The organism is Desulfuromonas versatilis (assembly GCF_019704135.1).
GTDB classification, from domain to species: domain Bacteria; phylum Desulfobacterota; class Desulfuromonadia; order Desulfuromonadales; family NIT-T3; genus Desulfuromonas_A; species Desulfuromonas_A versatilis.
This window is the reverse complement of the sequence record NZ_AP024355.1, coordinates 1029808-1043129: the sequence shown is the minus strand read 5'-3', so window position 1 is coordinate 1043129 and position 13322 is coordinate 1029808. Positions and strand designations below refer to the sequence as shown.

At 61.7% G+C, this 13322-nt stretch carries 13 protein-coding genes; 4 read left to right on the top strand and 9 right to left on the bottom strand.

Features of this window, described 5'->3' with window-relative positions; genetic code table 11:
- Positions 1–13: 13 nt before the first annotated feature.
- The 5 genes from DESUT3_RS04585 to DESUT3_RS04565 all read right to left on the bottom strand — a co-directional run bounded on the left by DESUT3_RS04585 (position 14) and on the right by DESUT3_RS04565 (position 4693).
- Entirely contained in the window at positions 14–193 is a 180-nt protein-coding gene (locus DESUT3_RS04585; RefSeq protein WP_221251279.1) for a hypothetical protein, read from the bottom strand.
- Positions 194–264: 71 nt separating this feature from the next.
- A complete protein-coding gene (locus DESUT3_RS04580; protein WP_221251278.1) occupies positions 265–1818 on the bottom strand; it encodes an acyl-CoA carboxylase subunit beta in 1554 nt (517 codons plus the stop codon).
- Positions 1819–2033: 215 nt separating this feature from the next.
- Positions 2034–2453 (bottom strand): hypothetical protein, encoded by a 420-nt coding sequence (locus tag DESUT3_RS04575; RefSeq protein WP_221251277.1) that lies wholly within the window; start codon positions 2451–2453, stop codon positions 2034–2036.
- Between the two features lie 199 nt (positions 2454–2652).
- Positions 2653–4401, bottom strand: coding sequence for a sodium:solute symporter family protein (locus DESUT3_RS04570; protein WP_221251276.1), 1749 nt, complete (start codon positions 4399–4401; stop codon positions 2653–2655).
- A gap of 31 nt (positions 4402–4432) precedes the next feature.
- A complete protein-coding gene (locus DESUT3_RS04565; RefSeq protein WP_221251275.1) occupies positions 4433–4693 on the bottom strand; it encodes a DUF4212 domain-containing protein in 261 nt (86 codons plus the stop codon).
- Positions 4694–5267: 574 nt separating this feature from the next.
- On the opposite strand from DESUT3_RS04565, the gene DESUT3_RS04560 reads away from it, so the two are divergent.
- From DESUT3_RS04560 to DESUT3_RS04550, 3 genes are all read left to right on the top strand, one after another.
- Positions 5268–6722, top strand: coding sequence for a putative nucleotidyltransferase substrate binding domain-containing protein (locus DESUT3_RS04560; RefSeq protein WP_221251274.1), 1455 nt, complete (start codon positions 5268–5270; stop codon positions 6720–6722).
- Positions 6723–6890: 168 nt separating this feature from the next.
- On the top strand, positions 6891–7163 hold the full coding sequence (locus tag DESUT3_RS04555) for a cytochrome c3 family protein (protein ID WP_221251273.1): 273 nt from the start codon (positions 6891–6893) through the stop codon (positions 7161–7163).
- A gap of 320 nt (positions 7164–7483) precedes the next feature.
- Positions 7484–7864 (top strand): desulfoferrodoxin, encoded by a 381-nt coding sequence (locus DESUT3_RS04550; RefSeq protein WP_221251272.1) that lies wholly within the window; start codon positions 7484–7486, stop codon positions 7862–7864.
- Positions 7865–7939: 75 nt separating this feature from the next.
- Here DESUT3_RS04550 and DESUT3_RS04545 read toward each other — a convergent pair whose 3' ends face one another.
- The 3 genes from DESUT3_RS04545 to ercA are packed head-to-tail and all read right to left on the bottom strand — an operon-like array spanning position 7940 to position 12172.
- Positions 7940–8311: a response regulator gene (locus DESUT3_RS04545; protein ID WP_221251271.1), complete on the bottom strand. Its 372-nt coding sequence runs from the start codon at positions 8309–8311 to the stop codon at positions 7940–7942.
- Positions 8308–11028 (bottom strand): PAS domain S-box protein, encoded by a 2721-nt coding sequence (locus tag DESUT3_RS04540; RefSeq protein ID WP_221251270.1) that lies wholly within the window; start codon positions 11026–11028, stop codon positions 8308–8310. The genes DESUT3_RS04545 and DESUT3_RS04540 overlap by 4 nt, the downstream gene beginning before the upstream one ends.
- Positions 11012–12172 (bottom strand): alcohol dehydrogenase-like regulatory protein ErcA, encoded by a 1161-nt coding sequence (gene ercA / locus DESUT3_RS04535; RefSeq protein ID WP_221251269.1) that lies wholly within the window; start codon positions 12170–12172, stop codon positions 11012–11014. Before ercA ends, DESUT3_RS04540 begins: the two co-directional genes overlap by 17 nt.
- A gap of 120 nt (positions 12173–12292) precedes the next feature.
- Between ercA and DESUT3_RS04530 the strand changes: the two genes are divergently transcribed.
- Positions 12293–12736, top strand: coding sequence for a gamma-glutamylcyclotransferase family protein (locus tag DESUT3_RS04530; protein WP_221251268.1), 444 nt, complete (start codon positions 12293–12295; stop codon positions 12734–12736).
- Here the strand turns inward: DESUT3_RS04530 and DESUT3_RS04525 are convergent.
- A complete protein-coding gene (locus DESUT3_RS04525) occupies positions 12725–13321 on the bottom strand; it encodes a DUF924 family protein (RefSeq protein WP_221251267.1) in 597 nt (198 codons plus the stop codon). The genes DESUT3_RS04530 and DESUT3_RS04525 overlap by 12 nt on opposite strands.
- Position 13322: the final 1 nt, after the last annotated feature.

Here is a 13322-nt window from a genome sequence, read left to right as displayed (position 1 = left end):
CGATCGATGGGGGTTACCGGGTTGCCTTGACCTGCATCAGACTGGACAGCTGTGCCTGCGCCAGGCGCCCCGACATGCTCCACACTGCCGGCCGACGCCGGTCGGCGTGAAGGGGATGGGTGCCCTGCTGCTCCGCCTCGAGGCAGGCGCGGACTGCGGCCATGGCGACGGCGAGTTTTTTCTTTCGGTCCATTGGAGCCTCCTTGCTGCGGGTGATCGAGGAGTTTGACGTCATCGGCAGATTCCGCGACCTTTTCCTTCGGGCTAGAGCGGGATGTTGCCGTGCTTCTTGGCGGGCCTCAGCTCGCGCTTGGTGCAAAGGATTTCCAGGGCATCGATGAGCCGTCTGCGGGTCTGGGCCGGCTCGATGACCGCATCCACCTGGCCGCGGGCCGCAGCACAGTAGGGGTTGGCGAAAAGCTCCTCGTATTGCTGCTTGCAGCGCTGCCGCTCGGCCGCCGGGTCGGCGGCGGTTTCGATCTGCCGGCGGTAAATGATGTTGGCCGCCCCGTCGGCGCCCATGACGGCAATCTCGGCGGTGGGCCAGGCAAAGGCCATGTCGTTGCCGAGATCCTTGGCGTTCATGGCCACGTAGGCACCGCCGTAATCTTTGCGCACGGCCAGCAGCAGCTTGGGTACGGTGGCCTCGGAGTATGCCCAGAGCAGCTTGGACCCGTGGGTGATGATGCCGGCCCACTCCTGCTCGGTCCCCGGCAGGTAACCGGGGACATCGGCGATGGTCAGCAGGGGGATGTTGAAGGCGTCGCAGAAACGGATGAACCGGGAAGCCTTGCTGGAGGCGTTGATGTCGAGGCAGCCGGCGAGCACCTGGGGCTGGTTGGCGACGATGCCCACGGGCCGGCCGTTGAGGCGGGCGAAGGCGACGATGATGTTGGGGGCGAAGTGCTCGTGAGGCTCGAAGAAGTAGCCGTCATCGACGATATGGCCGATGAGCTCCTTCATGTCGTAGGCCGCGTTGGGGCTGTCGGGGATCAGGGTGTTGAGATCCGGGATCAGCCGGTCGCGGTCATCGCCCGATGCCACCACGGGAGGTTCTTCCAGGTTGTTGGAGGGGAGAAATGCCAGCATCTGGCGAATCTGCTCGATGCAGTCCGCATCGTTTTCGCAGGCGAAGTGGGCCACCCCGCTCTTGGTGTTGTGCGTCATGGCCCCGCCCAGCTCCTCCATGCTCACCTCTTCACCCAGCACCGCCTTGATGACGGCGGGCCCGGTAATGAACATGTGGCTGGTGTTCTTGACCATGAAGATGAAGTCGGTCATGGCCGGAGAGTAGACCGCGCCGCCGGCCGCCGAGCCCATGATCGCCGAAATCTGCGGGATCACCCCCGACAGCAGAGCGTTGCGGCGAAACACCTGGCCGTAGCCGGAGAGGGAGTCGACCCCCTCCTGGATGCGGGCGCCGCCCGAATCGTTCAGACCCACCACGGGGCAGCCGGCCTTTTCCGCCAGGTCCATCACCTTGCAGATCTTGGCGGCGTGCATCTCGCCGAGGCTGCCGGCCATGGCGGTGAAGTCCTGGGCGAAGGCGAACAGGGGCCGACCGTTGACATAGCCGTGCCCCGTGATCACCCCGTCGGCGGGGATCTCGACCTGGTCCATGCCGAAGTTGCTGCAGCGGTGGCTGGCGAACATGTCCAGTTCGCGGAAAGTGCCCGGGTCGAACAAAAGATCCATGCGTTCGCGGGCGGTCAGCTTGCCCTTGGCCTTGTGCCTGGCCACGGCCTGCTCCCCGCCCATCTGCAGAATCTTCCGCTCTTTTTCCTCCAGCAGCCTGAGGCTTTCCTGCGTTCTTCCCATGCCAGTCTCCATTCCCGCAAAAATGGTAAGACCAATTTATCGACTGACCAGAGTATAGAGCAGGCGGCGAAGAATTGGAAAGGGAAATTTTCTTAGATCTGGTAAATTTTTTCGACGCTGACTTCCTGCCAGGGGGCTTTGCTGTCCCTTCAAAAAGCAAAGGCCAGCGAGAGACTCGCTGGCCTTTGCCTCAATATGGGTTTCCGGTAAACCGGCTACCCCCCGTCGCGGAGGCCCTGCCCGCCCGTCTCGTCCGGGCTGCGCAGAACGCCGCCGAGCATCAACCCACCCACCACTCCGTAGAGCAGGGAGGCCGCGCCGGCAATGATCAGGGTCGCCCCATCCGTCCCCAGGGCGGCATACCCCAGGAAAACGCCGCTCACCAGGCCGACGATCCCCAAGACGATCGCCCCGGGCAGAGAATGCCCGACCTTGGCGACCGCCCAACCGCCGGCGGCCCAGAGCAGAACCGCATGGGCGGCGTAATCCGCCAGGGAGAACCTGACGAACATCGCGTCGACATCGGCATAAAAAGTCGTCATGGCGGCGGGCAGAATGCTGCTGGTCAGACTCAGACCGGCAAACCCGCCAAGAAGGATACCGAGGGTGAAGCGAAGCCACTTTTGCTTGATCATGGGTCTCCCTGAAGAAAAAATGCTGTTATCCGCAGCGGCGCGCAGAATCGAAGCATACTGCGGAGAAAATGCCGGTCACCGTTTGATTCCCTGCCCTTCTTAGCAGATAGATGGCAGAAAGACAACTCGATCATGGAAAAAAGGCGGCTGCCCCAGCGGGCAGCCGCCTTTCGGCATCCTAGCTGACAAAACCCAGCGCCTAGTGAGCTGCCGAGGGACCTGCAGCCTTGGTCTCCCCGGTGGTTCTTTCGACGGGGTAGCGCAGGCTTTCCACCAGCTCCTGGATCTCCTGCGGAGGCTCCTTGGTGAACTTGGAGATCACGTACATGCAGACGAAGTTGAGGATCATGCCGAGGGTGCCGATCCCCTCGGGGGAGATCCCGAACCACCAGTGCTGCGGGTTGTTGATGCTCGGGTTGACGAACTTGAAGTAGATGATGTAGGCGGCGGTGAAGACGATGCCGACAATCATCCCGGTCATGGCGCCGTACACATTGGCCCGTTTGTTGAAGACCCCCATGATGATCGCCGGGAAGAAGGACGCCGCGGCCAGACCGAAGGCAAAGGCCACCACCTGGGCCACGAAGCCGGGCGGATAGATGCCGAACAGACCGGCGATGACGACCGCGCCGGCTGCGCCGCCGCGGGCCCACATCAGCTCAGCTTTTTCTGAGAGGTTGGGCATGATGACGCCCTTCATCAGGTCGTGGGAGACCGCCGCGGAGATGACCAGCAGCAGACCGGCCGCGGTGGAGAGCGCGGCGGCCAGGCCACCGGCGGCGACCAGCGCGATGACCCAGTTGGGCAGTTTGGCGATCTCGGGGTTGGCCAGAACCATGATGTCGCGGTCGACGTCCAGTTCGTTGGTGGCCTTGTCCTTGGTGTACTGCATGATGCCGTCGCCGTTCTTGTCCTCGAACTTGATCAGACCGGTCTTCTCCCAGTTCTTGACCCAGGAAGGCGCCTTGGCGTACTCGACGTTATGCACGGTCTTGATGAAGTTGGTGCGGGCGAACACCGCCACTGCCGGAGCAGTGGTGTAAAGGATGGCGATGAAGAACAGGGCCCAACCGGCCGAGGAGCGTGCGTCGCGGATCTTGGGAACGGTGAAGAAGCGGATGATAACGTGGGGCAGCCCCGCGGTACCAACCATCAGGGCGACAACGATGAAGAAGACGTCGATCTTCGGACGCACGCCATCGGTATAGGCGGCGAAGCCAAGATCCTTGTGCAGGCCGTCGAGCACGTCGAGCAGGTACTTGCCCTGGGCCGCCGGGTCGCCGAGGATTTCGGCGCCGCCGGCGCTGATCGAACCGCCGAAACCGAGCATCGGAATGGGGTTGCCGGTCAACTGCACGGAGATGAAGATGGCCGGGACCATGTAGGCGCAGATCAGAACGCAATACTGGGCGACCTGGGTGTAGGTGATCCCCTTCATCCCGCCGAGCACGGCATAGAAGAAGACGATGCACATACCGATGACGACCCCGGTGTTGATGGGGACGTTGAGGAAGCGGGAGAACACCACGCCGACGCCGCGCATCTGGCCGGCGACGTAGGTGAAGCTGACGAAGATCGCGCAGAGCAGGGAAATGACGCGGGCGCTCTGGGAATAATAACGGTCACCGATGAACTGGGGCACCGTGAATTTTCCGTATTTGCGCAGGTAGGGGGCGAGCAGCATCGCCAGGAGCACGTAACCGCCCGTCCAGCCCATCAGGTACATGGAGCCGTCGCGGCCCATGAAGGAGATCAGGCCGGCCATGGAGATGAACGAGGCCGCCGACATCCAGTCGGCGCCGGTGGCCATACCGTTGGCGATGGGGTGCACCGATTTTTCGGCGACATAGAAATCACCGGTGGAAGCGGCGCGGGCGTAGATGGCGATCCCGATATAAACCGCAAAAGTGATACCAACAATGATCCAGGTCCAAAGCGTAATACTCATATCTTGTGCCTCCTTTTGGGTAGGGTCGGAATCAATCCTCGTGAACGTCGTACTTGCGGTCCAGTTTGTTCATCAACTGGACGTAGACGACGATCAGGAGACAGAAGATGACCTCGGATCCCTGGTTGGCGAACCAGAAGCCGAGCGGGAAACCGCCGATGCGGACGGCGTCGAGCTGGTCCACCAGCAGGATGCCGGCCAGGTAGGAAACACCGAACCAGACGGACAACAAGATGATGATATAGCGCAGATTCTCTTTCCAGTACGCTTGCAGCTGTTCTTTTCTAGCCATAAACACCTCCTCCAGGTTGTAGTGAGCAGACCGTGGTTTCCCTCAATAAAAACAAGTTTCTCCGTCCCACCTCCTTTTTTTCCCGCCCCCCGGCGTTTCTGCATCTCAAGAGCTCAAAGCTACCCGAAAATGCGATCCATGGTTTTTATTACGCTGTTTGTATAAATAATTGACAGGGGAAAAACTACCCCTAAACACAAGCTACCAAACAAGTCAAAAGGCCACCTCAAAAAACTTTGTTTTTGATTTATTCCAGCCATTTTTCGCCACAAACCAGGCGTATACGGAAAAGATATATCGACTACCGCAAACAGTCAATAAAAAATATAACTGTGTTTTGCTTTTTTGCAAACCGGTGCGAACCCGGAGAAAAAACGGGGGGATCCCAGTCGACTGTCCCCTATATCGCAGGAGTATAACCGAAAATCTCGAGATGGGTAGCGCAGCGGATTTTTTTATAACAGCGATTCGAATCGGGGTGAGGCCCGGCGCAATTGCCTAAAGAACGGTTGCAATGATTCGGAAAACAAGGAAGAATAGGACGTTCCGCAAATACCATTTTGTCGGAGTTGCCATGGACCGCAGCGCCCTCAGCGAGGAGAGCTATTTCTTCATCCGGGTCGAGGCCATCTGCAAAGGGCCGGCGATCACCTGCCCCCCCGGGTTGAGCGTGGTGGAGGCCGCCCGGCTGATGCAGGACCATGACATCTCGGGTATCGTGGTCGTGGAGCAGGAAAGGCCGGTGGGAATCTTCACCCTGCGCGACCTGCGCAATCTCATCGCCTGCAGCGAGGGGATGGTCGCCGGGCACCAGGTGCGGGACATCATGAAAACCAACCTGTGCACCATCAGGCGCCAGGATTACGTATTCCAGGCCATCTTCAAAATGGCCAAGCACAATATTCACAGGCTGGTGGTCATGGACCACAACCGCCTGTTCGGCATAATCACCGACACGGACCTGCTGAGCATCCAGACCCGCTCCCCGCTCTATCTCAATCAGGAACTGGAAACCGCCGAGACCCTTGAGCAGCTGCGGGACATCAACACCCGGATGCTCGACATGGTCGGGTTTGCCAGCCGCGCCGGGGCCGACACCCGCAGCCTCGTGCAGCTCATCTCCCATTTCAACGACGCCTTTACCGAGCGGATTATCGCCCTGATGGAGAGCGAGGAGGGGATCCGCCTCCCGGAAGGTGCCGCCTACCTGGCCCTGGGCAGCGAGGGGCGCGGCGAGCAGACGCTGCGCACCGATCAGGACAGCGCCATGATCTACCGCGACGAACTTCCCCCCGACCGGCAGGTCGAAATCGAACGTTTCGCCGCTCGGCTGGTCGAAGCCCTGGAGACCATAGGGGTTCCGCGCTGCCCGGGCAACACCATGGCCAGCAACCCGCAATGGCGCCACTCGCTCTCCGAATGGAAACAGCTCCTCGAGCTTTGGATCACGGTCCCCAAGGGACAGCACATGGTCAATTTCGGCATGTTCCAGGACTTTCGCTGCATCCACGGCGACAAAGCCCTGGAGGACCAACTGCACGAATACATCGAAGCCAGCGTCAGACGGCACGCCCTTTTCTTCCCCTACGTGGCCCGCAACATCGTCCGCTTCCCGCCCCCCCTGGGCATGTTCGGGCGCATCCGCGTCGAGCGTCGCGGGCAGCACCGCGGTGAAGTCAACCTGAAGAAAGCCGGAATTTTCGCCATCACCGAGGGGGTGAGCCTGCTGGCCCTGGAGGCCGGGATCGTCGGTGGCAACACCTGGGACAAGCTCGATCGCCTGGGGCAGCAGGGGGTTCTCTCCGAAGCCGATCTGAGCATCGTCAGAGACGCCTTCAACGCCCTGGTCCGGCTGCGACTGAACCGGCAGCTGCGCGCCCTGGCCGTGGGGAATTCACCCTCCAACCACCTCAACCCCCTGGCGATCCCGGAAAAGGAACGGGAAGACCTGCGCCAGGCGCTAAAAGGGGTCGGCACCTTTCTGCGGATCATCAAGGACCGCTACCATCTCGATTTCATCTCCCGCTGAAACCTCCCCCCTTCCAGAGCCAGCGGTTTTCGGCTCGCGGGGGCCGCGAAAATCCGGCCAAAGCTTATTAACTCAGACTAAATTCGCCTTGACATTTCCCCACATTGCTTTTAAATTTTCTGCGTTGTTCAACCCATTGCAGTTCCCTTTTCAAGGAGGCCAGAAGAGATGAAGAAGTTGCTCGTGATCGCCATGCTGACCATGTTTGCCGCTGCTCCTGCCATCGCCGCGGACACCTACACCTACACCGGCAAGGGCACCGTTACCTTCAACCACAAGGCTCACGGCGAGAAACTCGGCTGCGAGAAGTGCCATGAAGGCGAGCCCAAGAAGATCGAAATCAAGGACAAAGACACCGGCCACGCCACCTGCCTGGACTGCCACAAGGCCATGAAGGACCAGGGCGCGCCCACCAAGTGCAACGACTGCCACAAGAGCTGAGTCGAGCACTCTGAGGTACCTGAAGGCCCCGTTCGCGGGGCCTTTTTTATTTTTTCCGGCCTGACGGTTTTCTTCTGAAATCAATCCGGGAAGTTTTTTTTCGGCGTATTCTTGCGCAATGAATTAATTATGATAAAATCCGTCACCTAAATGACGGGCTCTCAAGAGGAGAAGCCGCGGGAGGTCCTGGCGAACGCCGCCATTGGAGGTTTCGATCACCGGTGCAGGGTAGCTGAACCTGCCCCTGCCCCGCAAAGCCGCCCCATGAACCCATCGAGCCTTGTCGCGAATCTCACCGATCACCCAAAGGAGGAAGTTTTATGGCTGAAAAACTCGCAGTGTACAAATGTGATCTTTGCGGAAACATCGTTCAGGGGCTGCACGGCGGCGCCGGTGCCCTGATCTGCTGCGGAGAGCAGATGAAACTGATGGCCGAGAACACCGTGGACGCGGCCCAGGAAAAGCATGTCCCGGTCATCGAAAAAGGCAATGGCACCATCACCGTCAAAGTGGGAAGCGTTGCCCACCCGATGGAGGAAAAGCACTACATCGAGTGGATCGAACTGCTGGCGGACGGCAAATCCTACCGCCAGTTCCTCAAGCCCGGCGGCAAACCGGAGGCGACCTTCAACCTCACCGCCGACAAGGTCACCGCGCGCGAATACTGCAACCTTCACGGTCACTGGAAAAGCGAGGGGTAATACCTTCGGACCCGACTCGCAAACAACAACGGCATCCTCGCGGATGCCGTTGTTGTTTCCAGCGTCCTGCAATCCTCAGCAGGCTTCCAGGTAGCGGGCGACCTTCTCCTTCAAAGTCCCCATATCGAAGGGCTTGCCGACGTAATCATCGGCTCCGGCGGCCATGGCGTCGATGCGGTCCTGCTCCTGGACCCTGGCGGTCATGGCGATGATGGCACAGCCTGCGGTGCTCGGGTCGCCCTTAAGAATCCGCGACACCTGGTAACCGTCCATCCCCCCGGGCATCATGACATCGAGCAGAATGAGATCGGGGCACTGCTGACGGGCCAGCTGGAGGGCTTCCACCCCGCTTGAAGCGCTGAGGAATTCCCGGTCCGGCTGGCGCAGCACGACTTCGAGAAGTTTTTTTACCTCGGGCTGGTCGTCGACGATCAGAATCCTCTTCATTCCTCCCCACTCCGGCTGGCCTGGTTTTCCGACTGGAGTTCCGGCGAAGCCAGCGGCAGGGTGAAGAATACCGCGGTCCCCCTGCCCAGTTCGCTTTCGACCCAGATCTTGCCACCATGAGCCTCGACGATATAGCGCACAATGCTCATCCCCAGGCCGACCCCGCCAATAGCCGTATTGGAGGCATCGGCCCGGTAAAACTTGTCAAATACCCTGGCCACCTGATCGGGGCTCATGCCCATTCCCTGGTCGGAGACGACGAACCGGTACACCCCCCCGGTGGGCTGCCCGGAGATGCTGATCCGCCCCCCCTTTGAAGAGTATTTTATCGCATTGCTGAGCAGGTTCTCCAGCACCTGCCCGGTTTTTGCCTTGTCGACCAGCAACCGCACCCCTTGGTTTTCCAGGGCGACCTCAAACAGGTGCCCCTGGCCCGCGGTCTTCATCAGCGGATCCATCAGGTTGAGGATTTCCGCCGGAGTGCAGGGGAAACGCTGCAGGACCAGCCCCTGGCCCGATTCGATGCGGGCGATATCCAGCAGCTCGCTGACGATCCCAGCCAGGGCCAGCCCCCGGTCATGGATGTACTGCAGAAACTCCCTCTGCTCCTCGCTGCGCAGCCCTTCGGGATCGAGCAGCACCTGGGAAAAGCCGAGAATCGAGGTCAGCGGGGTGCGCAGTTCGTGAGCCGCCGTGGAAATGAAATCGGTCTTCATCCGGTCGATCTCGCGCTCGCGGGTGATGTCCCGAAACAGTACGATGAGCCCGGCCTGGCGGCCCGCGGGGTCGTGGAACAGCGAGCGCCGGGCCTGGAAAAAGCGTGGATGCCGGGGATCCGCCCCCGGAAGCTCGAGCAGCCGCGGCCCTTTGCCGCCGCCCTTCACCAGTGAAACGGAAGATCCGCTTTCGGCAAACCGGTCACGGATGAAATTGTCCAGGGGCCGGGTGATCGCCTCGGAGAGCCTGGCGCCGAAGGCCTCCTCGGCGGCCCGGTTCATCATGGTGATGCGTCCGGCATCATCGGTGACCACCAGGGGATCGGCGACCGAGCGCAGGATGGCGTCGATTTCCTTGCGGGCCGCCTCGGTTTCGCGCAGCGCCTTCTGCAGGCCGAGAACCGCCTGTTTGCGATCGGTGATGTCCTGCACCAGGACCACGGCATAACTTGGGACAAAGGATTCGTCAAGCAGCCAGGCACTGGTGGTCTGCCCCCAGACGATGCTCCCGTCCTTGCGCAGAAACCGCCGCTCGAAGTTGAATACCTGCTGGCGGCCGCCACGCACCTCCTCGAACAGCCGCAAAATCAGCTCCCGGTCTTCGGCGCTGGTCACGTCGAGCATCCCGCGGCCGAGCAACTCCTCCCGGCTGTAGCCGAGAAACCTGCACAGCGCCTGGTTGACCTGGAGGAAGCGCCCGTCGACGGCGATGACCCCCATGCCGGCCGCGGCGTTTTCAAAGATGGAGCGGAACCGCTCCTCGCTTTCGCGAAGCGCCTCTTCGGCCTTTTTGCGATCGGTGACATCCTGGATGACGGCGATGCAGTACAGGGGCCGGGGTACGGTATCGACCACGCAGGCCACCGTGGTATGCCCCCAGACGATGCTGCCGTCCTTGCAGACAAATCTTTTCTCCAGGGTGGCTACCGGGCTGCGCCCCCGGACCACCGCCTGGTAATCGCGCTCGAAACTGGAGCGATCGTCGAAGCTGCTAAGCTCGGTCAGCGGGTGGTCGAGCAGGTCCTGGCGCGAGTACCCGACGAACCTGCAGAAGGCTGGATTGGCCTGCACAATACGCCCCTCGGGGGACAGGATCAGGATCCCGGCGGCACTGATTTCGAAGACCGAGCGAAAGCGCTCCTCGCTCTCCCGGACCGCCGCCTCGCTCAGCCGCCGCTCGGTGACATCGCGAAAGGTGACCAGAAATCCACCGCCGGGGAGTTTGGTCACGATGGCTTCGATATCGACCCCGTCCAGGCGGGGGGTTTCCACCCGGTTGACCGGACTCGAGGATTCCATTTGCTGGATCCGCCGGGCGATCAGCTCTTCGACCTGCTCACAGGGATAGATTCCGATCCGGCAGGCTTGGCGGATGAGCTGTTCGATGCTAGGACTGGCGTCCATGAATTCGCGGCCGAAAGGGTAGAGCCTGAGGTAGTGCTCGTTGTAGTAGATCACCCGGCGTTTCTCATCAAGAGCCAGAAAGGCGTTGTCCGAGTTGTTGAGCACCGAATTGAGCAGGACCTGGTGGCTTTCGAGTTCCTGCCTGGCCTGCACCCGCCGGGCGATGTCGCGCACCACCGCAACCTGGTAGGCGACCCCGTCGAAGGTCACTTCGCTGAGGGTGATTTCCACCGGTATCTCGCCACCGTCCCGGGTGGCCAGGGTGGTGGTCACCAGTTCCCGCCCCGGGGCCGTCTGTCTGCTGCCCACGCCACTGAGATGGGCGAAATCGACGAGTTTGCTGGAACTCAACAGCTCCCGCTCGCAAGCGCACAACCTGCAGGCGGTCAGGTTGAAGTCGACGATCTTCCCGGAAGCGGCCTCCAGCAGAAATATCGCGTCGTTGGAGTGATCCAGCAGGGAGCGGAACCGCTCCAGCTCCGCCAACCGCTGCTGCAGCTGGGGATAGTGGCTCTTGCGAAAGGAGCCCTCGCCGAGACCGATCAGCTGCCGGCGCATCCTTTCGTAATCGGCGCGGACATCAAAGGCTTTTTTCATACAGAACCTCGATGTCGCGCTGGTCCGGGAAGCGCGGGTTGGTGACCATGCATGGGTCGGTCAGGGCGTGCCTGCTGAGCCCGGGCAAATCCTTCCGGGTCACGCCGAGATCGCCCAGGTGACGGGTGAGACCGACGGCCCGCTTCAGGCTCCGCACCCCCTCCACCAGAATGGAGCAGCGCTCTTCGGGGGGGGCGTCCGGCAGCTCGAGGCCCATTGCCCTAGCGATGGCGTCGAACCGTTCTGGGGCGGCCGGGTAATTGAAGGCGATGACCTCGTCGAGCAGGATGGCATTGCACTCGCCGTGGGGCAGATCGAGGTAGCCGCCCAGGCTGTGGGCCATGGCGTGGGCGGCACCGAGGATGGCATTGGAAAAGGCCAGGCCGGCCTGCAGGCTGCCAAGCATGACCTTCCCGCGCAGGTCCAGGTTCTCCGGCTCCTTGAGGGAAGCCGGGAGGTATTTCACCAGCAGACGGATGGCCTCCAGGGCGTGCAGGTCGGTCATGGGGGAGTGGGCGCTTGAGACATGGGCCTCGATGGCATGGGTCAGGGCATCGAGGCCGGTGCAGGCCCCCAAGTAAGGCCCCATGCTGGGCAGGGTCTGCGGATCGATCAGGGCGACGTCGGGGACCACCGCCTTGCTGACGATCGCCACCTTGACCCGCCGCTGCGAGTCGGTGAAAATGGCGAACTGGGATACGTCGGCGGAGGTTCCCGCGGTGGTGGGAATACAGATCAACGGAGGCATCGGCGCGCCGATACGGTCGATCCCCTCGAATTCCAGGATGGGTCGATGGTTGGAACAGACAATGCCGATCCCCTTGGCGCAGTCCATGGGACTGCCTCCGCCCACGGCGACGATGGCGTTGCAGCCGGCCTCCCGGTAGGCCGCAACCCCCGCCATGACCTCTTCGGTGCGCGGGTTGGGCGTCACCTTGCTGAACAGGGTAGTGGCCAACCCTTCGGCGGCCAGGCTCTCGACAACCTGGCCGGCCCAACCGGCCCCGACCACCCCGGGGTCGCTGACCACCAGCACGCGCCTGCCCCCGAGATTGCGCGCATAACGCCCGGCCAGAAGTCGGGCTCCCGGGCCGAAGACGAATTCGGGGGCGACAAATTTGCGCATAGCGAGTTCATCGGGCATCAAACCGAGACCTCCGGTGAAGCAAGACCAGGATGCCAAGGCATCCATTCGGACTGGCGGAATCCTTTAAGATTATAAAACATTGGAATTTTTTCAAGCAGACGGAAGGGGCAAGGCCAAATGCCGCCTGAAACGGATGAGAAAACCGAAGCCCGGCAGCAGAGACTGCCGATTTTCGTTTACGGAACCCTGCGCCCCGGGGAGAAAAACTATCCCCGGTTCCTGAAAGGGCGAACCATCGCCGAGCGTCGGGGGAGCGTGGAGGGGCGACTGTACTATGTCGCCGAGGGGGGCTACCCCTACCTGCTGCCCGAACCGGGCCGGGTGTGGGGGGAACTGCTGGAGCTTGCCGCCGGCAGCTATGCCGAAACCCTGGCGGCGCTGGATGGCCTCGAGGAGTACGACCCGCGCAACGAGCCGGACAGCGTTTACCTGCGTCGGCAAACCCTGGTAACCATCGAGGGGGAAGAGCGGGTAAGAGCCTGGGTTTATTACTGGAACTGTCCTGATGTCGAGGGACGCCTGATCCCCAGCGGGGACTTCAAGGATCGCTCAGAAGGATGATCCGGGCTGGCGCAGGAACTCTTCCTCCTCGGCGCTGGAGGGTCGCCCAAGCGCGGCGTTGCGATGGGGGAAGCGGGCGAAGCGTTCGATGACCCGCAGGTGCTTCCAGGCGTAATCGAGAAAGCCCTCGCACAGGGGTCGCAGGGCGGCAGGAGCTTCGGCCAGCAGCTCTTCGAAGGCCCGCACCGACTTTCGCTGGATCTCCAGGTCTTCGGCGTGCTCCAGCGGCAGGTAGAAAAATGCCCGTTCCACGGTGGTAAGAGAACGGTCCTGGCCGGCGGCCATGCCATCGAGAGCCAGCTGCAGGGCCCGCGCGTCGCAGGCATAGGCCAGAGCGCTGCCGCGGTGAATGTTGCGGGGGAACTGATCGAGCAGGATGATCAGGGCGAGGGTGCCGCGGTCGGATTGCCGCCACGGGTCGAGATCCCCCGCCGCGGCGTCTTCCACAAGGTCCCCGAACCGTTGGCGAATCTCGCGGTCGACCGCCTCGCCACCGGCAAACCAGAAACGGGTTCGCTCCCGGGATGCGGCGGCCCCGGGAGCGTTCCCGAACCAGTACTGAAGCACCTCTTCAACGGATGCCATG